Genomic DNA, 19,597 nt, shown 5'->3' with positions numbered 1-19,597 from the left:
CGCTAAAGATCGCCGCCATGATAACCAGTCGGGGGCCGCTTGTCCGGCCCGGCCGTTGAATGGCCCTTGCCGAACGCAGAATTCTGAGTGGAGAAAACCATGAGTGCAGTCCAGAGTATCGGCCCGAACGATCTGCCAGCCTTGCAAGAGCAGGTCGAAGCGATCATTGCCGAGGCCCGCCGCCAGGGCGCCAGCGCCTGCGAGGTGGCGGTGTCGCTGGAGCAGGGCCTGTCCACCACGGTCCGCCAGCGCGAGGTCGAGACGGTAGAATTCAACCGTGACCAGGGCTTTGGCATCACCCTGTACGTGGGGCAGCGCAAAGGCTCGGCCAGCACCTCGGCCAGTGGTCCGGATGCCATTCGCCAAACCGTTGCAGCCGCGCTGGCCATTGCCAAGCACACCTCCGAGGACGAATGCGCCGGGCTTGCCGACGCCGCCCTGATGGCCCGCGATATCCCGGACCTCGACCTTTATCACGACTGGAACCTGGAGCCGGAGAAGGCCATTGAAATGGCCTTGGCGTGCGAAGCTGCGGCCTTCGACGCTGATCCTCGGATTCTCAATGCCGATGGCACCTCGCTCAACACCCACCAGGGGTGCAGGGTGTATGGCAACAGCAACGGCTTTGTCGGTGGCTACGCCTCCACGCGTCACAGCCTGAGCTGCGTGATGATCGCCGAGGGCGATGGGCAGATGCAGCGTGACTACTGGTACGACGTCAATCGCCAAGGCCATCTGCTGGCTGACCCGCGCAGTATTGGCATCCGTGCCGCCCAACGGGCTGCCAGTCGCCTGGGCGCACGGCCGGTGCCGACCTGTGAGGTGCCGGTACTGTTCTCGGCCGAATTGGCAGGCGGGCTGTTCGGCAGCTTCCTGTCGGCGGTTTCCGGTGGGAACCTGTACCGCAAGTCCTCCTTCCTGGAGGGCGCGCTCGGCCAACAGTTGTTTCCAGCCTGGCTGACCTTGGACGAGCGCCCTCACATTCCGCGCGCATTGGGCAGCGCAGCCTTCGATGGTGATGGCCTGGCGACCTATGCCAAACCGTTCGTGGACAAAGGCCAATTAGTGTCCTACCTGCTCGGTACCTACTCAGGACGCAAACTGGGCCTGCCCAGCACCGCCAACTCAGGCGGCGTGCACAACCTGTTCGTCACCCATGGCAGTGACGACCAGGCGGCATTGATCCGGCGCATGGGGCGCGGCCTGCTGGTTACCGAATTGATGGGGCATGGCCTGAACATGGTGACAGGGGACTATTCCCGGGGCGCGGCTGGTTTCTGGATCGAGAATGGGGAGATTCAGCACGCTGTCCAGGAAGTCACCATCGCGGGCAACATGAAGGACATGTTCCAGCAGATCGTGGCCATTGGCAGCGACTTGGAGACCCGTAGCAACATTCACACAGGCTCGGTGCTGATCGAGCGGATGATGGTTGCTGGCAGTTGATCCTTTTCATTTGAGACCGTGGGGCCGCTGTGCGGCCCATCGCGGCGGTCCTATCTATTAACGGCAAAAAATCAATCAGCGGATACTCAATACCATCTACCGGTTGAACTGATTCTATTTGTCAATTAATAATGAATATCATTTCACAGCTGCACGATGATGATGTTCATGACTACCGCCCTCCGCGAACTGCCCTATCTCGAAAACTGGCGCTGGCTCAGTCGCCGGATCCGCTGTGCCCTCGAGCCCGATGAGCCGCGCCTGATCGAACATTACCTGGCGGAAGGGCGTTACCTGGTGTGCTGCACCCAAACGTCCCCCTGGACCGTGGCATTGACGTCCTTTCGCCTGCTGCTCGATACCGCCTGCGACCGCATGTTGCCTTGGCATTGGCGCTGCCAGTGCCTGGATCAAGCCTGGCGGCCACTGTTGATCCTGCGCAACCTCGACCGGCAGGAGCAGAACCAACGCTGGCAGCCCTATGCCCTGCAACTGGCCAATTGCCGTTTGCTGCCCTCGATTTCCCCCGATGAATTGATGCAAGGATCCGATGATGACCAATACCCGCATCGAGCGTGACAGCATGGGCGAGTTGCACGTGCCGGCAGACGCGCTGTACGGCGCGCAGACCCAGCGTGCGGTCGACAACTTCCCCATCAGTGGCCAGCGCATGCCTGGCCAGTTCATACGCGCGCTGCTGCTGGCCAAGGCAGCGGCGGCCAACGCCAACGTCGAACTGGAGCAGTTGTCCGCGCAGCAAGGCCGGGCGATCGTCACGGCGGTACAGCAACTGCTGGCAGAAGACTTCAGCGTGCATTTCCCGGTCGATGTGTTCCAGACCGGTTCCGGGACCAGTTCCAACATGAACGCCAACGAAGTGATTGCAACGCTGGCCAGCCGGGGCTCAAGCGAGGCGATCAATCCCAATGATCACGTCAATTGCGGGCAGAGCAGCAACGACATCATTCCGACCACCATTCATGTCAGCGCCGCCCTGGCGCTTCACGAGCAACTGCTGCCAGCGCTAAGCCACCTCGTGCAGGTGATCGAAGCCAAGTCGGTCCAGATTCGTCCGTATATCAAGACAGGCCGCACGCACTTGATGGACGCCATGCCTGTGCGCATGAGCCAAGTGCTCGATGGTTGGGCGGCGCAGGTCACCGGGGCCAAGGCGCATATCGAGGCCACCTTGCCCAGCCTGCAGGCCCTGGCCCAAGGGGGCACGGCCGTAGGCACCGGCATCAATGCCCACCCTGATTTCGCCGCCGGCTTCGCCCGTCACCTCAGCGCGCTGACTGGCGTAGCGTTTCGCCCTGCCCAGAATCTGTTTGCGGTAATCGGCTCCCAGGACACTGCCGTTGCACTGTCCGGCCAGCTCAAGACCACGGCGGTGGCGCTGATGAAGATCGCCAACGACCTGCGCTGGATGAACTCAGGGCCATTGGCGGGCCTGGGTGAAATCGAGCTGCAGGGCTTGCAACCCGGCTCTTCGATCATGCCTGGAAAGGTCAACCCGGTGATTCCTGAAGCCACCGCCATGGTCGCCGCCCAGGTTATCGGCAATGACGCAACGATCGCGGTAGCGGGTCAGTCCGGCAACTTCGAGCTCAACGTCATGTTGCCGGTCATTGCCCGTAACCTGCTCGAAAGCATCGAACTGATGGCCAATGCCAGCCGGTTACTGGCAGACAAGGCCATTGCCACATTCAAGGTCAATGAACACAAACTCAACGAGGCGCTGGCGCGCAACCCGATCCTGGTCACGGCGCTGAACCCGATCATTGGTTACCTCAAGGCAGCCGAAATCGCCAAGGCCGCTTACGCGCAAGGGCGCCCCATCATTGATGTGGCGCTCGAACACACCGACCTTTCCCGTGATCGGTTGCAGGCCTTGCTGAACCCGGAAAAGCTGACCGCCGGTGGTATCTGATGGGTGAAATGGCCCTGGAGGCTCGTCATGCAGCACTGGAAACGCATCACGCAAATCGCCAATCACCTGTTCTCGCAAGGTGAGCTGGTGGACGCTCGCGAACACTACCTCCAGGCCCTGGCATTGGCCCAGGTGCTGTTCACGCGCTGGCAGGATGCCGATGAAGCCGTGGCCTCATTGGTGATTGCGCATCACAACCTGGCCGACTTGCACCTGCGCCTGCAGCAGCTTCATGAAAGCGCCGATTACCTGTGCGCCGTGCACCAACGGCTATTACAGGCCAGTCAGGACGTGTGCCTGCCACGGGCGCTGCGTGATGCAGCACTGCGCCACAGCGCCCGCACCTATACCGAGTTGTTGAGTTTCATCGCCGAACATGGCCAGTACCCGCGCACCGAGCACCTGCTCAATCGGCACAGCGCCTGTTCACTTCAACCTGCCCACGGAGTCCATTGACATGCCCCATGCATTGCCTGCACTGCCCTATGCCTACGATGCGCTGGAACCGCACATCGACACGCAGACCATGGAAATCCATCACACCAAGCATCACCAGACGTACGTCAATGGCCTCAACGCAGCGGTCGAGAACAGCGAATGGGCCGACTGGCCTGTGGAAAAACTGGTGGCGGCGGTCGAGCAGTTACCTGAAAAGATGCGAGGCGCCGTGATCAACCATGGCGGCGGACATGCCAACCACAGTCTGTTCTGGACGGTGATGTCCCCCCGTGGTGGAGGTGAACCCCAGGGCGAGGCAGCCCGTGCCATCGAGACACAATTGGGTGGCTTCGAGGCATTCAAGGAAGCCTTCACCAAGGCCGCTCTGACCCGCTTCGGCAGTGGCTGGGCCTGGCTCAGCGTTACACCGCAGCAGACCCTTGTGGTCGAGAGCAGCGGCAACCAGGATAGCCCGTTGATGCACGGCCATACGCCGATTCTCGGCCTGGACGTCTGGGAGCACGCGTACTACCTGAAGTATCAGAACCGTCGGCCTGAGTACATTGGCGCTTTCTACAACGTCATCGACTGGGCGCAAGTGAACCGCCGCTACCTCGATGCCATGAAATGAGCCAGGCAGGCATGCGCCCCGAAGTGATGTCCGTCAACAGCGTGCGCTTGTTCAGGCTGGCGCTTGGCACCCTGTTGCTGCTGGCCGGCACCGCGTTGCTGGTGGCGCGCGCACTTGCCTGGCTCGACCTGGACCCACGTATGTTGCGGGCGTTGGAGGGCGGCGCGCTATGCGCATTGGGGACGGCCCTGGGTGCGGTCCCCGTACTGGTAGTTCGCACCATGCCCGTGGCGCTGGCGGACACCCTGTTGGGCTTTGGTGCTGGCGTCATGCTGGCGGCCACGGCCTTCTCGCTGCTGGTGCCTGGGCTGGAGGCCGCTCAGGCAATCGGCTTTGGTGCATGGGGAGCCGGCGCCCTCATCAGCGCGGGCCTGTTGACAGGTGCGCTGTGCCTTTATCTGGTGGACTTGAAACTCTCGGCAGGCTCACCCTCAGGGCTGACCTCTGGCGAACCGGTCATCGCCTCGCGCATGTGGCTGTTCGTTTTCGCCATCATCGCCCACAACATTCCAGAGGGCATGGCCATAGGCGTATCAGCGGGCGGGGGCATGGCAGACGCTGATAGCCTGGCAATGGGCATCGCCTTGCAGGATGTACCGGAGGGGCTGGTCATTGCGCTGGTACTTGCCGGCGCAGGCATGTCACGCTTCAAGGCCTTTCTCATCGGCGCCGCCTCCGGTCTGGTGGAGCCAGTGGCGGCCGTTATCTGCGCCTGGCTTGTGAATGTGGCGCAACTGCTCTTGCCGCTGGGCCTCGCCTGCGCTGCAGGTGCGATGCTGCTGGTCGTGACCCAGGAAATCATCCCCGAATCACGCAGCCACGGTAATCACCGCCTGGCCAGCCTGGGGCTGTGCATCGGTTTCTGCTTGATGATGGTGATGGATACTGCGCTGTCCTGAAGCGCCCGTGAGACTGCGGGCGCAAGGAGGAGGGTGGCGCACTTGGCGACGGTCGATGGAAACGCGTGCTGGCCGTGCTGAGGGTTCACTCCCCCTCGTCGAAGTAGTTGTTGATCAACTCGACCAGTGCCTCCATGGCTTCACTGTCCTGCTCGCCTTCGGTATGCAGGTAGACCTGAGTGCCTTTGCCCGCCGCCAGCATCATGACCCCCATGATGCTCTTGCCATCGACCAGCTTGTCCGGTGCACGACCCACCTTGACCTGGCAGGGAAAGCGACCGGCCACCCCGACGAATTTGGCTGCCGCCCGGGCATGCAGACCCAGTTTGTTGATGATGGTGATTTCGCGGGCGGGCATGAGCTGGCGGATCCTTGGGCTAGAGGTCGCGGTGGCGAACCTGGACGTTTTTCAAAGATTGCTGGAGCAACTGGCCCAGCCGTTCGGTGAGGTACACCGAGCGATGATGGCCGCCAGTGCATCCGATGGCGATGGTGACATAGGCACGGTTGCTGGCGGCGAACCGTGGCAGCCACTTGAGCAGGTAGCTGGAAATGTCGGTGAACATCTCTTCGACGTCCGGCTGGGCGGCGAGGTAATCAATCACGGGCTGTTCAAGGCCGGAGTGCCCGCGCAGCTCTGGCTTCCAGTAGGGGTTGGGCAGGCAACGCACGTCGAACACCAGGTCGGCATCGACCGGCATACCCCGCTTGAAGCCGAATGACTCCACTAGAAAAGCCGTACCCGGCTCTGGCTTGTCCAACAGGCGTAGCTTGATCGAGTCGCGCAACTGATAGAGATTCAGGCGGGTGGTATCGATCTTGAGGTCGGCCAGATCGGCGATCGGCCCCAGCAAATCCCGTTCGACGCGGATCGCCTCGGCCAGTGAGCGATCAGCATTGGTCAACGGGTGGCGCCGGCGGGTTTCGGAGAAGCGCTTGAGCAACGTGTCTTCGTCGGCATCGAGGTACAGCACGTCGCACTGGATGTGACGGGCACGCGCTTGTTCAAGCAGTTCGGGAAAACGCGACAAATGGCTCGGCAGGTTACGCGCGTCAATCGATACGGCAACCTTGGGCTGCGGCAACTCGGTGTTGAGCAACGCGCTTTCCGCCAACTGCGGCAGCAACCCGGCGGGCAGGTTGTCGATGCAGTAGAATCCGTTGTCTTCAAGGACATCGAGGGCCGTGCTCTTACCGGAGCCGGACCGGCCACTGACGATGATCAAGCGCATGTTCAATGCTCGTTCTGCACGTCCAGGACGACCTGGAACAAGGCCTCGCTGCTCTGGGCTGCACGCAAGCGATCACGAACGTCCTTGCGATCGAGCATGCTGGCTATCTGGCGCAGCAGTTCAAGATGGGCGTCGGTGGCCGCAACCGGAACCAGCAGAACGAAAAGCAGGTCCACGGGCGCGCCATCGATCGCGTCATAATCAATAGGCGCGTCGAGGTGCAGAAGGGCGCTGACCGGTGAGGAGCACCCTTCAAGGCGGCAATGGGGAATGGCGATGCCATTACCGAAACCGGTAGAGCCCAACTTTTCGCGGGCCACCAGTTTTTCGAAGACGTCTTGCATTTCAAGTTCAGGCACTTGATCGGCAATCAGGGTGGCGACCTTTTCAAGGGCGCGCTTCTTGCTGCCGCCCGGCACGTTCACGAGGGAACGGCCGGGGGTCAGGATGGTTTCAAGTCGGATCATGGATGAGGGGGATCAGCGGGCTGCTGCACCTTGCAGCAGGCTTTGCTGTTTTTCCTTGTGTTTTTTCAGTTGGCGGTCGAGCTTGTCGGCCAAGGCGTCGATCGCTGCATACATGTCTTCGTGTTCGGCGTTGGCTACCACTTCACCGCCAGGAATCTGCAAGGTCGCTTCGACCTTCTGCTGCAGCTTCTCGACTTTCATGATGACCTGCACGTTAGTGATCTTGTCGAAGTGACTCTCCACGCGGGCGAGCTTTTCGAGCACGTAATCGCGCATTGGCTGGGTGACTTCTACATGCTGTCCACTGATATTGACTTGCATACAGCTTCTCCTTTTGTTGCCCGTGCATCAAAGAGGCAGGTGTTGCACCTGCCACACAAACGCGGTGGCACATCTCAGGGGCTACATCAATCGCTTGCGCTCGCTCGAGGGTGCGATACCCAGGGACTCGCGGTACTTGGCGACGGTGCGACGGGCGACCTGGATGCCTTGTGCCTCCAGTAAACCAGCGATCTTGCTGTCACTCAATGGCTTTTTCTGATTTTCCGCCGCAACCAGTTTCTTGATGATCGCGCGGATCGCCGTGGACGAGCATTCACCGCCCTCGGAGGTGCTGACGTGGCTCGAGAAAAAGTATTTCAGCTCGTAGATGCCACGCGGCGTGTGCATGTACTTCTGGGTGGTGACCCGGGAAATGGTCGATTCGTGCATGCCCACGGCTTCTGCGATGTCATGCAGCACCAGCGGCTTCATCGCCTCGTCGCCGTGGTCCAGGAAGCCGCGCTGGTGCTCGACGATCTGCGTAGCCACCTTCATCAAGGTTTCGTTACGACTTTGCAGGCTCTTGATGAACCAGCGGGCTTCCTGCAGCTGGTTGCGCATGAAGGTGTTGTCGGCACTGGTGTCGGCGCGGCGCACGAACCCGGCGTATTGCGCGTTCACGCGCAGACGTGGCACCGCCTCCTGGTTCAGTTCCACCAGCCATCGCTCGCTGTCCTTGCGCACGATCACATCCGGCACCACGTACTCGGGCTCGCTGGACTCGATTTGCGACCCTGGGCGAGGGTTAAGGCTCTGCACCAGTTCGATGACCTGGCGCAGCTCGTCTTCCTTGAGTTTCATGCGGCGCATGAGCTGGCTGTAGTCGCGGCTTCCCAGCAGATCGATGAAGTCGCTGACCAGGCGCATGGCCTCGGTCATCCACGGGGTGCTGGCCGGCAGCTGGCGCAGTTGTAGCAACAGGCATTCGCCCAGCGTACGGGCGCCCACACCGGCAGGTTCGAATTGCTGGATGCGGTGCAGCACTGCCTCGACTTCGTCCAGCTCGATGTCGAGCTCGGGGTCAAACCCTGCACAAATCTCGTCCAGGCTGTCTTCCAGGTAGCCCTGGTTGTTGATGCTGTCGATCAAGGTGACTGCAATGAGGCGGTCGGTGTCGGACATCGGGGCAAGGTTCAACTGCCACAGCAGGTGGCTTTGCAAGCTCTCCCCAGCCGAAGTGCGGGTAGTGAAATCCCACTCGTCGTCGTCATTGCTCGGCAGGCTGCTGGCGCTTGTCTGGTAGATGTCTTCCCAGGCGGTGTCGACGGGAAGCTCGTTGGGAATGCGTTCGTTCCACTCGCCGTCCTCGAGGTTCTCGGCGCTGGCAGTGGTTTCCTGGAAGCTGTTGTCCTGAACGTCGCTGGTGGGTTTGTTCTCGGCGTTATCCGCCATGGGGTCGGTGTTGTCGAAGTCGTCGCCGTCTTCCTGGCGCTCGAGCATCGGATTGGACTCCAGGGCTTCCTGGATTTCCTGCTGAAGGTCCAGGGTGGAAAGCTGGAGCAGGCGGATGGCCTGTTGCAACTGCGGTGTCATCGTCAGTTGCTGGCCCATTTTTAGGACGAGCGATGGTTTCATGGCAGATGCTTTGTACCTTGTTCGCCGGCGCACATGCGCCTTCCACTACACGAGGGCGCCGGGGCGCCATTTCAAGCAAGATTTATGCCTTAAATTGTAGCGTTTGCCTAGAGCACTGTAACAACTTGGCCCAACTTGTGGGCGTCTTTGTCCGTGCCCAAGGCGCGCGTCTTGATCAAAGCCTGAACTCGTGCCCCAGGTAAACTTCTTTCACCAGGTCATTGGCCAGGATGGTCTGGGCATCGCCCTCGGCGATCAGGCGACCGTCGTTGACGATGTAGGCCGTTTCACAGATATCGAGCGTTTCACGCACGTTGTGGTCCGTGATCAGCACACCGATGCCCTTGGCCTTGAGGTGATGAATGATCTGCTTGATATCGCCGACCGAAATCGGGTCTACGCCTGCGAAGGGCTCGTCGAGCAGAATGAATTTTGGCGCGGTTGCCAATGCCCGCGCAATCTCGACCCGTCGGCGCTCACCACCGGACAGGCTCATGCCCAGGTTGTCGCGAATGTGGGTGATGTGGAATTCCTGGAGCAGACTTTCGAGCGCCTGGCGCTGGCCCTCGCGGTCGAGGTCCTTGCGGGTTTCCAGGATCGCCTTGATGTTGTCGGCCACAGTCAGCTTGCGGAAGATCGACGCTTCCTGCGGAAGATAGCCGATACCGGCCTGGGCGCGACCGTGCATGGGCTGGTGGCTGACATCGAGGCTGTCGATCAGCACGCGACCCTGATCGGCCTGAACCAGGCCGACGATCATGTAGAAGCACGTGGTCTTGCCGGCGCCGTTGGGGCCGAGCAGGCCGACGATCTGACCGCTGTCGATCGACAGGCTGACGTCTCGCACGACCTGGCGGCCCTTGTAGCTCTTGGCCAGGTGCTGGGCTTTGAGGGTTGCCATTTACTCGGCCTTCTTCTTGGGCTGGATCACCATGTCGATGCGCTGACGCGGCGTGGTTACGTTGCCACCCCGACCGGCAGTGGCCACTTGTGTCTGGGTGTTGTAGACGATTTTCTCGCCTTCGGTGGTGTTGCCTTCGTTCTCCACCTTGGCTCGGTCGGTAAGTACCACCAGGTCTCTCTGGGCCTGGTACTGGATGGTAACGCCCCAGCCTTTCATCTTGTCCGCCTTGGACGCGCTTTGTTGCTGCTCGAAGTAGGCCAGGTTGCCCACCGAAGTAACCACGTCGATATCGCCACCGTTCGTGCGAGTGATGGTCACGGTGTTGCCTTTGATCATCATCGAGCCCTGGGTGATGATCACGTCACCGGTGTAGGTGGCCACGCCTTTCTTGTCGTCCAGGTGCGCATTGTCGGCCTGGATGCGAATCGGCTGGTCACGGTCGTTCGGCAGGGCGAGGGCGCTCGCGCTTCCCAGTGCTGCGCTCAGGCTGAGCAAAAGGGGGAGGGTTTTAACGAGCCTCATACTGTCCTCTTACGTTAGAGAGCAGGTCCATCCTGCCTTCTTTCAGGTACGCTTTCATTCCTTTGCCCGTGGTCGTCCCACCGGCGCCGTCGATTCTAACGGCTTGCTCGGTCTGCGCATATTGCTTCTGCGGGAACACGGTCATGCGCGAGCTGGTGATGATGGTCTCACGCTTCTGTTCGTCAGTGCGGGCAACGCGCACATTGTCGATCAACTCGACCTCGCTGCCATCGGGGTTGACCTCGGCGCGGGTGCTTTGTACATGCCACGGGAACGCCGTGCCGCGGTACAGGTGCAAGTCCGGCGTGGTCAACATCGTGACCTCGCTGGCCTTGAGATGTTCGACTTTGTCGGCGGTCATTTCGTACTGGAGCCTGCCATCGGGCAGAAACTGGACGCTGTGGGCGTTGATGGCGTAGTAGTCGATGGCGCTTTCGTCGACCTGGGCGACTGGCTTCTCCAGGAAACTCTCCGGGCTGACGTTCCAGTAGCCGACGGCCACCAGCAGGGCCGCAATGACCCCGAGCAGCACGATGTTTCTGGCTTTCTTGCTGAACATGGGCAACCTTAAAGGTAGTTGGCGTTGGCAGCATCCAGGGTGCCCTGGGCCTGCATGATGAGTTCGCAGAATTCGCGCGCGGCACCTTCGCCACCGCGGGCCTGGGTCACGCCATGAGCGTGTTCGCGCACGAACGGCGCCGCATTGGCCACGGCCATGCCCAGTGCCACGCGACGAATGACCGGCAAGTCCGGCAGGTCGTCGCCAAGATAGGCCACCTGATCATAGCTCAGGCCCAGCTCGGCGAGCAGGCCGTCGAGCACCACGAGTTTGTCCTCGCGCCCCTGATACAGATGCGCGATACCCAGGTTCTTCGCCCTGCGCTCGACGACCGGTGTCTTGCGTCCGCTGATGATCGCGGTGGTGACGCCTGATGCCATCAGCATCTTGATGCCATGCCCGTCGAGGGTATTGAAGGTCTTGAACTCGCTGCCGTCCTCAAGAAAATAGAGGCGCCCGTCGGTGAGCACGCCATCGACGTCGAAGACCGCCAGTTTGACGGTCTTGGCGCGTTGTATCAGATCCTGATTCATCGTGGAGCTCCTCACAGTACGCCAGCGCGCAGCAGATCGTGCATGTTCAGGGCGCCGGTGGGGCGGTCGTGGGCGTCCACCACCACCAATGCGCCAATCTTGTTGTCTTCCATGATTTTCAGTGCCTCGGCAGCCAGCATTTCAGCCCGCGCAGTCTTGCCGTGTACCGTCATCACCTCCTCGATCAAGGCGGTGCGCACATCGATGTTGCGGTCCAGGCTGCGGCGCAGGTCGCCGTCGGTGAAGACGCCGGCCAGGGTGCCATCGTTTTCGATGATCACGGTCATGCCCAGGCCTTTGCGGGACATTTCAAGCAGGGCGTCCTTGAGCAGCGTGCCGCGCGTGACCCTGGGCAGGTCGTCGCCGGCATGCATCACGTTCTCGACCTTTAGCAGCAGCCTGCGTCCCAGTGCACCGCCGGGGTGCGAGAACGCAAAGTCTTCGGCCGTGAACCCGCGTGCTTCGAGCAGGGCGATGGCAAGGGCATCCCCCAGTACCAGCGAGGCGGTAGTAGAGGATGTGGGTGCCAGGTTCAGCGGGCAGGCTTCCTGGGCGACGCTGGCGTCAAGGTTGACGTCGGCGGCCTGGGCCAGGGAAGAGGCCGGGTTGCCGGTCAGGCTCACCAGCTTGATGCCCAGGCGCTTGATCAGTGGTAGCAAGGTGATGATTTCGGCAGTGCTGCCGGAGTTCGACAGCGCGAGAATCACGTCGTCGCGGGTGATCATGCCCATGTCGCCGTGACTGGCTTCGGCCGGGTGCACGAAGAAGGCTGGCGTGCCGGTGCTGGCCAGGGTGGCGGCGATCTTGTTGCCGATATGCCCGGACTTGCCCATGCCGACCACCACGACCCGGCCCTTGCTGGCCAGGATCAGCTCGCAGGCCTTGACGAAGTCGTCGCCGATACGCTCGATCAGGGCCGTGACGGCCTCGAGTTCCAGGCGCAGGGTGCGCTGGGCGGATTGGATCAGCTCGCTGGATTGGCTCATGTCGAAAAAGCAGTGTCTGATAAAAAGGCGGCGATTATAGCGGTAATGATTGAAACCCTCACGCTTTCGATTGTCGTAGGCAATATCCCCAAACGCTGTCGACTAGCTGAACAGCGGGCGGTACGGCCTTGGGGCGGCGTTCAGAGCGGTGTTATAGTTCGCGGCTATTCGGCCTGGCCCGGGGCGTGTGCCTTCCCGATGAAGGCTGGCGTCCACTAGGACAGGGCTGCACTAGCAAGGAGTCTAGATGAGTGTGGATAGCGCCTGCGCGGTCGAGTTGAAGGGGGTTACCTTCAAACGCGGTTCACGCAGCATTTTCAACAATGTCGACATCCGTATCCCACGCGGCAAGGTCACCGGCATCATGGGGCCATCGGGTTGCGGCAAGACCACGTTGCTTCGTCTGATGGGTGCGCAACTGCGCCCTGCAAGCGGGGAAGTGTGGGTGGCCGGGCAGAACCTGCCGGCGCTTTCACGCAGTGACCTGTTCGATGCACGCAAGCAGATGGGCGTGCTGTTCCAGAGCGGCGCCCTGTTCACCGACCTCGATGTCTTCGAGAACGTGGCGTTCCCCCTGCGCGTGCACACCCAACTGCCAGACGAGATGATTCGCGACATCGTGCTGATGAAACTGCAGGCAGTAGGCTTGCGCGGCGCCATCGACCTGATGCCGGACGAACTGTCCGGCGGCATGAAGCGGCGCGTGGCCCTGGCCCGGGCCATCGCACTGGACCCGCAGATCCTCATGTACGACGAGCCCTTCGTGGGCCAGGACCCGATCGCCATGGGTGTGCTGGTGCGCCTGATCCGCCTGCTCAACGATGCCCTGGGCATTACCAGCATCGTGGTGTCCCATGACCTGGCAGAAACTGCCAGCATCGCCGACTACATCTATGTGGTGGGCGATGGCCAGGTGCTGGGGCAAGGTACCCCGGACGAATTGATGGGTTCGGATAACCCGCGCATTCGCCAGTTCATGAAAGGCGATCCCGATGGCCCCGTGCCGTTCCACTTCCCTGCGCCCGATTACCGCGCCGACCTGCTGGGGGCGCGCTGATGCGTCAGAAATCCATTCTTGAACGTGTGCGCCTGCTGGGGCGCTCGGCCATTGACGTGCTGGCGGTGCTGGGGCGGTCCTGCCTGTTTCTGTTCCATGCGCTGGTTGGGCGCGGCGGCATCGGCGGCGGCTTTCAGTTGCTCACTCGCCAACTGTATTCGGTGGGTGTGCTGTCCTTGGCCATCGTGGTGGTCTCGGGCATGTTCATCGGCATGGTGCTGGCCCTGCAGGGCTACAGCATCCTTACAAAGTACGGCTCCGAGCAGGCAGTAGGGCAGATGGTCGCCCTGACCCTGCTGCGCGAACTGGGCCCGGTCGTTACCGCCTTGCTGTTCGCAGGCCGGGCCGGTTCTGCTCTGACGGCCGAGATCGGCAACATGAAGTCGACCGAGCAGCTTTCCAGCCTCGAGATGATCGGCGTCGACCCCCTCAAATACATTGTTGCGCCGCGCCTATGGGCAGGGTTCATCTCGCTGCCGTTGCTGGCGCTGATCTTCAGCGTGGTCGGTATCTGGGGTGGCTCGTGGGTGGCGGTCGACTGGCTGGGCGTCTACGAGGGGTCTTTCTGGGCCAACATGCAGAACAGTGTCTCCTTCACCGACGATGTGCTCAACGGGCTTATCAAGAGCCTGGTGTTCGCCTTCGTTACTACCTGGATTGCCGTGTTCCAAGGGTACGACTGCGAGCCCACTTCTGAAGGGATCAGCCGTGCCACTACCAAGACCGTGGTCTATGCCTCGCTGGCTGTACTGGGTCTGGACTTTATTCTGACCGCTTTGATGTTTGGAGATTTCTGATGCAAAACCGCACCCTGGAAATCGGTGTCGGCCTGTTCCTCCTGGCCGGCATTCTGGCGTTGCTGATGCTGGCCCTGCGTGTCAGTGGCCTATCGGCCAGCCCGGCCACCGATACGTACAAAGTCTATGCCTACTTCGACAACATCGCCGGTTTGACTGTCAGAGCCAAGGTGACCATGGCCGGGGTTACCATCGGCAAGGTCACCGCCATCGACCTGGACCGTGATTCGTACACCGGTCGGGTGACGCTGCAACTGGACAAGTCGGTGGATAACCTGCCGACCGACTCCACGGCGTCGATCCTGACGGCCGGGCTGCTTGGCGAGAAATACATCGGTATCAGCGTGGGCGGTGAGGAAGACGTACTCAAGGAGGGTGCGACCATTCACGACACCCAGTCGTCGCTGGTACTCGAAGACCTGATTGGCAAGTTCCTGCTCAACTCCGTTGGCAAGGAACCCAGAGACGCGCAACCGGACAACTGAGGAGTTTCCATGATATCGATTCTGCGACGTGGCCTGCTGGTTCTGCTGGCGGCTTTCCCCTTGCTGGCCGTGGCGGCACAATCGCCCCACGATGTAATCCAGAGCACCACCAACGAGCTGTTGACTGATCTGAAGGCCAACAAGCAGCAGTACAAGGCCAACCCCAATGCGTTCTACGAGTCGCTCAATCGGATTCTCGGTCCGGTGGTCGATGCCGACGGTATCTCCAGGAGCATCATGACCGTCAAGTATTCGCGCAAGGCCACGCCTGAGCAGATGCAGCGTTTCCAGGAAAACTTCAAGCGCAGCCTGCTGCAGTTCTACGGCAATGCCCTGCTCGAATACAACAACGAAGGAATCGTGGTCGACCCGACCAAGGCCGATGATGGCAAGCGTGCCAGTGTTGGCATGAAGGTCACCGGCAACAACGGCGCGGTATACCCGGTGCAGTACACGTTGCAGAACATCGCTGGCGAGTGGAAGGTCCGCAATGTGATTGTCAACGGCATCAACATCGGCAAGCTGTTCCGTGACCAGTTCGCCGATGCCATGCAGCGCAACGGCAACGACTTGGACAAGACCATCGACGGCTGGGCCGGTGAAGTGGCCAAGGCCAAGCAGAGCGCCGACAGCTCGCCGGAAAAGGCTGTCAAATGAGCCAGGCCGCCACCGCAAGCATGACCGAGCCTGGCGTACTGCGCCTGGCCGGCGTGCTGGACTACCGCAGTGGCCCTGCGCTGCGCAAGCAGGGCCAGGCGCTGATCAAGGCCAGCGGTGACGCGCAGTTGATCATCGACTGCACGGCTGTGGAGCGCTCCACGAGCGTGGGTCTGTCGCTGTTACTGGCTTTCCTGCGCGACGCCCAGGCCGCTGGCAAGCGTTGCCAGGTGCGTGGCATGCCTGATGACATGCGCGACATCGCCCAGGTTTATGACCTCGACGAGGTGCTGGCGAGCTGAAGCGCTAGCGGTAGAATCGCCCCTCGGTCAGTGAACCCCTTCGTTGGGCTTCGCAGGCGAGGGGCTTTTTTGTATGATGGCCGACCCGTGCGCATCGGGCGCCGATTGAGGTTGAGCATGCAGGCCCTAGAAGTTAAAAGCTTCCTTGAAGAAAAATTGCCGGGTTCCCGGGTCGAAGTTGAAGGCGAAGGCTGCAACTTCCAGTTGAACGTGATCAGCGACGAGCTGGCTGGCCTTAGCCCGGTCAAGCGTCAGCAGGCGATCTACGCCCACCTCAATCCATGGATCGCCGATGGCAGCATTCATGCGGTAACCATGAAATTTTTCAGCAGCGCAGCTTGGGCTGAGCGCACCTGAGCCACAAGGCGGCGAGATTCCAAATGGACAAACTGATTATCACTGGTGGCGCTCGTCTTGACGGCGAGATCCGCATTTCGGGTGCGAAAAACGCCGCCCTGCCGATCCTGGCCGCCACCTTGCTGGCCGATGGCCCGGTCACCGTAGGCAACCTGCCGCACCTGCACGACATCACTACCATGATCGAGCTGTTCGGGCGCATGGGCATCGAGCCTGTGATCGACGAAAAGCTGGCTGTGGAAATCGACCCGCGCAGCATCAAGACCCTGGTCGCGCCGTATGAACTGGTCAAGACCATGCGTGCCTCGATCCTGGTGCTCGGCCCCATGGTCGCCCGCTTCGGTGAAGCCGAAGTGGCCTTGCCCGGCGGTTGCGCCATTGGCTCACGCCCGGTCGACCTGCACATCCGCGGCCTGGAGGCCATGGGGGCAACGATCGAAGTCGAGGCCGGCTACATCAAGGCCAAGGCGCCTGAAGGCGGGCTGCGTGGTGCGCACTTCTTCTTCGATACCGTCAGCGTGACCGGTACCGAGAACATCATGATGGCCGCAGCTCTGGCCAAAGGCCGCAGCGTGTTGCAGAACGCCGCGCGCGAGCCTGAAGTGGTCGACTTGGCCAACTTCATCAATGCCATGGGCGGTAACGTGCAGGGCGCGGGCACCGACACCATCACCATCGATGGCGTGGAGCGTTTGGGTTCGGCCAACTACCGGGTCATGCCCGACCGTATCGAGACCGGTACCTACCTGGTCGCCGCTGCCGTGACCGGTGGCCGCGTCAAGGTCAAGGACACCGATCCAACCATCCTTGAAGCCGTACTGGAAAAACTCAAGGAAGCCGGTGCCGATATCAACACCGGCGCGGACTGGATCGAGCTGGACATGCACGGCAAGCGGCCCAAGGCTGTCAACCTGCGCACCGCGCCCTATCCTGCGTTCCCGACCGACATGCAGGCGCAGTTCATCTCGCTCAACGCCATCGCCGAAGGCACTGGCGCTGTCATCGAGACAATCTTTGAAAACCGCTTCATGCACGTGTATGAAATGCACCGTATGGGCGCGCAGATCCAGGTCGAGGGCAACACGGCCATCGTCACTGGCGTCAATGCGCTCAAGGGCGCCCCGGTCATGGCCACCGACTTGCGCGCATCGGCCAGTCTGGTACTGTCGGCCCTGGTTGCCGAGGGCGACACCCTGATTGATCGCATCTACCACATCGACCGTGGTTACGAGTGCATCGAGGAAAAACTGCAGATGCTGGGCGCGAAGATCCGTCGCGTTCCGGGCTAGGAGCCCGTTGGCGCAGTGTAGGAAGGCTTGCAGCCTCGCTTGCCCTGCCTGTGCCTCATGAATTGAATGCCGCCAGGTCGTTGACCTGGCCAGCAGTAGCCGCTTAAGGACTGACGTTCCAATGCTGACCATCGCGCTTTCCAAAGGCCGAATTCTCGACGATACCCTGCCGTTGCTGGCCGAAGCCGGTATCGCACCTACCGAGAACCCGGACAAGAGCCGCAAGCTGATCATTCCCACCACGCAGGACGACGTACGCTTGCTGATCGTGCGTGCCACCGACGTGCCGACCTATGTCGAGCATGGCGCCGCCGACCTGGGCGTGGCCGGCAAAGACGTGCTGATGGAGTACGGCGGCCAAGGCCTCTACGAACCGCTGGACCTGCAGATTGCCCGCTGCAAGCTGATGACGGCCGGGGTGGTCGGTGCGCCAGAGCCCAAGGGGCGTCTGCGGGTGGCCACCAAGTTCGTCAACGTGGCCAAGCGTTACTATGCCGAGCAAGGCCGCCAAGTCGACATCATCAAGCTGTACGGTTCCATGGAGCTGGCGCCGCTGATCAACCTGGCCGACAAGATCATCGACGTGGTCGATACCGGTAACACCTTGCGTGCCAACGGCCTGGAACCCCAAGAGATGATCGCCGACATCAGTTCCCGCCTGGTGGTCAACAAGGCCTCCATGAAAATGCAGCACGCCCGCATCCAAAGCCTGATCGACACCCTGCGCAAAGCGGTCGAATCGCGACACCGCGGCTGACTTCTGCGCGCGACCTTTGCTGTCGCGCCCGTCTATCCGCGTCATAGCCACTTTTCTCAGGTGCCCGCGCGGATGGACTGGTAGCCTAGGGCGCCTGAGCATTCGCTATCAACCGAGGCCCTCGCCATGACCGTGTCCACTGCAATTGCCCGTCTCAACGCTGCTGACCCGGACTTCGCCCGACATCTGGATCATCTGCTGAGCTGGGAGAGTGTGTCCGATGAGGCGGTCAACCAGCGCGTGCTCGACATCATCAAGGCTGTGCGCGAGCGCGGCGACGACGCCTTGGTAGAGTTCACCCAGCGCTTCGATGGCCTGCAAGCCGACTCCATCCAGGACTTGATCCTCGATCGTCAGCGGCTTGAGCTTGCACTGACGCGCATCACCGACACCCAGCGTGCGGCCCTTGAAAAAGCCGCCCAGCGCGTGCGCCTTTACCACGAGCGGCAAAAACAGGACTCCTGGCAGTACACCGAAGCCGATGGCACAGTGCTGGGCCAGAAGGTTACCCCGCTGGATCGCGCCGGGTTGTACGTACCTGGCGGCAAGGCGTCCTACCCCTCATCCGTGCTGATGAACGCCATTCCAGCCAAGGTGGCGGGTGTGGGCGAGGTGGTCATGGTGGTGCCCACACCGCGTGGCGAGGTCAACGAACTGGTGCTGGCCGCGGCCTGTATCGCCGGTGTCGATCGGGTGTTCACCGTCGGTGGCGCCCAGGCGGTGGCTGCCCTGGCCTATGGCACTGCCAGCGTACCCAAGGTCGACAAGATCGTCGGACCGGGCAACATCTATGTCGCCACGGCCAAGCGTCATGTGTTCGGGCAGGTCGGGATCGACATGATCGCCGGCCCCTCCGAGATCCTGGTGGTGTGTGACGGCCAGACCGATCCTGACTGGATCGCCATGGACCTGTTCTCCCAGGCCGAGCACGACGAGGACGCCCAGGCCATCCTGGTAAGCCCGGACGCCGCTTTCCTCGACCGCGTCGCGGCGAGCATCGACAAGCTGCTGCCGACCATGGAGCGGGCCGACATCATCGAGAAGTCGGTCAATGGGCGGGGTGCATTGATCCAGGTGCGCGACATGCAGCAGGCCATTGAGGTGGCTAACCGTATCGCGCCTGAGCACCTCGAGTTGTCAGTGGCAAATCCACAGGCGTGGCTGCCGCACATCCGTCATGCCGGCGCCATCTTCATGGGGCGTCACACCAGCGAGGCGCTGGGTGACTACTGCGCGGGCCCGAACCATGTATTGCCCACCTCCGGCACTGCACGCTTCTCGTCGCCGCTGGGGGTCTATGACTTCCAGAAACGTTCATCGATCATCTTCTGTTCGGAGCAGGGCGCGTCCGAACTGGGGCGCACGGCCTCCGTGCTGGCCCGCGGCGAGTCGCTGACCGCTCACGCGCGCAGCGCCGAATACCGCATTCTGACTACCGAGAAGGGGAACTGAA

The 19,597-nt window shown here is 61.5% G+C and carries 25 protein-coding genes; 15 read left to right on the top strand and 10 right to left on the bottom strand.

Translation table 11 applies throughout. The features are described from left to right. Positions 1-99 precede the first annotated feature (99 nt). The 6 genes from pmbA (at position 100) to B2J77_RS16655 (ending at position 5,344) form a co-directional block, all read left to right on the top strand. Positions 100-1,446, top strand: a complete 1,347-nt coding sequence (gene pmbA, locus B2J77_RS16680) for a metalloprotease PmbA (RefSeq protein WP_078479056.1) — start codon at positions 100-102, stop codon at positions 1,444-1,446. Positions 1,447-1,605: 159 nt separating this feature from the next. After that, positions 1,606-2,025, top strand: coding sequence for a hypothetical protein (locus tag B2J77_RS16675; RefSeq protein WP_058637550.1), 420 nt, complete (start codon positions 1,606-1,608; stop codon positions 2,023-2,025). Then, on the top strand, positions 2,000-3,376 hold the full coding sequence (locus B2J77_RS16670) for a class II fumarate hydratase (protein WP_078479055.1): 1,377 nt from the start codon (positions 2,000-2,002) through the stop codon (positions 3,374-3,376). Before B2J77_RS16675 ends, B2J77_RS16670 begins: the two co-directional genes overlap by 26 nt. A gap of 27 nt (positions 3,377-3,403) precedes the next feature. Then, on the top strand, positions 3,404-3,832 hold the full coding sequence (locus B2J77_RS16665; protein WP_078479054.1) for a hypothetical protein: 429 nt from the start codon (positions 3,404-3,406) through the stop codon (positions 3,830-3,832). A gap of 1 nt (position 3,833) precedes the next feature. Then, positions 3,834-4,445: a superoxide dismutase gene (locus tag B2J77_RS16660; RefSeq protein ID WP_078479053.1), complete on the top strand. Its 612-nt coding sequence runs from the start codon at positions 3,834-3,836 to the stop codon at positions 4,443-4,445. 11 nt (positions 4,446-4,456) lie between these two features. Next, on the top strand, positions 4,457-5,344 hold the full coding sequence (locus B2J77_RS16655; protein ID WP_078479449.1) for a ZIP family metal transporter: 888 nt from the start codon (positions 4,457-4,459) through the stop codon (positions 5,342-5,344). A gap of 85 nt (positions 5,345-5,429) precedes the next feature. On the opposite strand, the gene B2J77_RS16650 is transcribed toward B2J77_RS16655, so the two are convergent. The 10 genes from B2J77_RS16650 to B2J77_RS16605 form a co-directional block, all read right to left on the bottom strand. Then, the gene (locus tag B2J77_RS16650) at positions 5,430-5,702 is read right to left on the bottom strand and encodes an HPr family phosphocarrier protein (RefSeq protein ID WP_078479052.1); all 273 of its coding nucleotides are present in this window, start codon (positions 5,700-5,702) and stop codon (positions 5,430-5,432) included. Between the two features lie 19 nt (positions 5,703-5,721). Then, positions 5,722-6,576, bottom strand: a complete 855-nt coding sequence (rapZ, locus tag B2J77_RS16645; RefSeq protein WP_058637502.1) for an RNase adapter RapZ — start codon at positions 6,574-6,576, stop codon at positions 5,722-5,724. Positions 6,577-6,578: 2 nt separating this feature from the next. After that, a complete protein-coding gene (ptsN, locus tag B2J77_RS16640; protein ID WP_027913742.1) occupies positions 6,579-7,043 on the bottom strand; it encodes a PTS IIA-like nitrogen regulatory protein PtsN in 465 nt (154 codons plus the stop codon). A 12-nt stretch (positions 7,044-7,055) separates the two neighbouring features. Then, positions 7,056-7,364 carry a ribosome hibernation-promoting factor, HPF/YfiA family gene (hpf, locus tag B2J77_RS16635; RefSeq protein ID WP_058604411.1) on the bottom strand — a complete coding sequence of 103 codons (309 nt, stop codon included), beginning with the start codon at positions 7,362-7,364 and terminating at the stop codon, positions 7,056-7,058. Between the two features lie 81 nt (positions 7,365-7,445). Further along, positions 7,446-8,939 carry an RNA polymerase factor sigma-54 gene (locus B2J77_RS16630; protein ID WP_058637503.1) on the bottom strand — a complete coding sequence of 498 codons (1,494 nt, stop codon included), beginning with the start codon at positions 8,937-8,939 and terminating at the stop codon, positions 7,446-7,448. 175 nt (positions 8,940-9,114) lie between these two features. Beyond that, a complete protein-coding gene (gene lptB / locus B2J77_RS16625) occupies positions 9,115-9,840 on the bottom strand; it encodes an LPS export ABC transporter ATP-binding protein (RefSeq protein ID WP_058604413.1) in 726 nt (241 codons plus the stop codon). After that, a complete protein-coding gene (gene lptA / locus B2J77_RS16620) occupies positions 9,841-10,365 on the bottom strand; it encodes a lipopolysaccharide transport periplasmic protein LptA (RefSeq protein WP_078479051.1) in 525 nt (174 codons plus the stop codon). After that, entirely contained in the window at positions 10,352-10,924 is a 573-nt protein-coding gene (lptC, locus tag B2J77_RS16615) for an LPS export ABC transporter periplasmic protein LptC (RefSeq protein ID WP_078479050.1), read from the bottom strand. Before lptC ends, lptA begins: the two co-directional genes overlap by 14 nt. 8 nt (positions 10,925-10,932) lie before the next feature. Then, positions 10,933-11,457, bottom strand: coding sequence for a KdsC family phosphatase (locus B2J77_RS16610; RefSeq protein WP_078479049.1), 525 nt, complete (start codon positions 11,455-11,457; stop codon positions 10,933-10,935). Positions 11,458-11,468: 11 nt separating this feature from the next. Further along, the gene (locus B2J77_RS16605) at positions 11,469-12,443 is read right to left on the bottom strand and encodes a KpsF/GutQ family sugar-phosphate isomerase (protein WP_058637505.1); all 975 of its coding nucleotides are present in this window, start codon (positions 12,441-12,443) and stop codon (positions 11,469-11,471) included. A gap of 247 nt (positions 12,444-12,690) precedes the next feature. On the opposite strand from B2J77_RS16605, the gene B2J77_RS16600 reads away from it, so the two are divergent. The 9 genes from B2J77_RS16600 (at position 12,691) to hisD (ending at position 19,596) form a co-directional block, all read left to right on the top strand. After that, a complete protein-coding gene (locus B2J77_RS16600) occupies positions 12,691-13,500 on the top strand; it encodes an ATP-binding cassette domain-containing protein (RefSeq protein WP_023533446.1) in 810 nt (269 codons plus the stop codon). Next, the gene (mlaE, locus tag B2J77_RS16595) at positions 13,500-14,297 is read left to right on the top strand and encodes a lipid asymmetry maintenance ABC transporter permease subunit MlaE (protein WP_058604415.1); all 798 of its coding nucleotides are present in this window, start codon (positions 13,500-13,502) and stop codon (positions 14,295-14,297) included. The genes B2J77_RS16600 and mlaE overlap by 1 nt, the downstream gene beginning before the upstream one ends. Next, entirely contained in the window at positions 14,297-14,782 is a 486-nt protein-coding gene (gene mlaD / locus B2J77_RS16590) for an outer membrane lipid asymmetry maintenance protein MlaD (protein WP_023533426.1), read from the top strand. Before mlaE ends, mlaD begins: the two co-directional genes overlap by 1 nt. 9 nt (positions 14,783-14,791) lie before the next feature. Continuing rightward, a complete protein-coding gene (locus B2J77_RS16585; RefSeq protein ID WP_058637506.1) occupies positions 14,792-15,439 on the top strand; it encodes an MlaC/ttg2D family ABC transporter substrate-binding protein in 648 nt (215 codons plus the stop codon). Next, complete coding sequence (locus B2J77_RS16580) at positions 15,436-15,741, top strand: STAS domain-containing protein (RefSeq protein WP_058637507.1); 306 nt, start codon at positions 15,436-15,438, stop codon at positions 15,739-15,741. Before B2J77_RS16585 ends, B2J77_RS16580 begins: the two co-directional genes overlap by 4 nt. A gap of 117 nt (positions 15,742-15,858) precedes the next feature. Continuing rightward, positions 15,859-16,098, top strand: a complete 240-nt coding sequence (locus B2J77_RS16575) for a BolA family protein (protein WP_058637508.1) — start codon at positions 15,859-15,861, stop codon at positions 16,096-16,098. A gap of 23 nt (positions 16,099-16,121) precedes the next feature. Next, positions 16,122-17,387: a UDP-N-acetylglucosamine 1-carboxyvinyltransferase gene (murA, locus tag B2J77_RS16570; protein WP_058604417.1), complete on the top strand. Its 1,266-nt coding sequence runs from the start codon at positions 16,122-16,124 to the stop codon at positions 17,385-17,387. Positions 17,388-17,508: 121 nt separating this feature from the next. Beyond that, positions 17,509-18,144 carry an ATP phosphoribosyltransferase gene (gene hisG / locus B2J77_RS16565; RefSeq protein ID WP_058604418.1) on the top strand — a complete coding sequence of 212 codons (636 nt, stop codon included), beginning with the start codon at positions 17,509-17,511 and terminating at the stop codon, positions 18,142-18,144. Between the two features lie 126 nt (positions 18,145-18,270). Then, positions 18,271-19,596 carry a histidinol dehydrogenase gene (gene hisD / locus B2J77_RS16560; protein WP_058637509.1) on the top strand — a complete coding sequence of 442 codons (1,326 nt, stop codon included), beginning with the start codon at positions 18,271-18,273 and terminating at the stop codon, positions 19,594-19,596. Position 19,597: the final 1 nt, after the last annotated feature.

It is taken from the genome of Pseudomonas parafulva, from assembly GCF_002021815.1.
Classification (GTDB): Bacteria; Pseudomonadota; Gammaproteobacteria; order Pseudomonadales; family Pseudomonadaceae; genus Aquipseudomonas; species Aquipseudomonas parafulva_B.
Note: the sequence above shows the minus strand (reverse complement) of the source record. Positions and strands in the feature narration are given on the sequence as shown.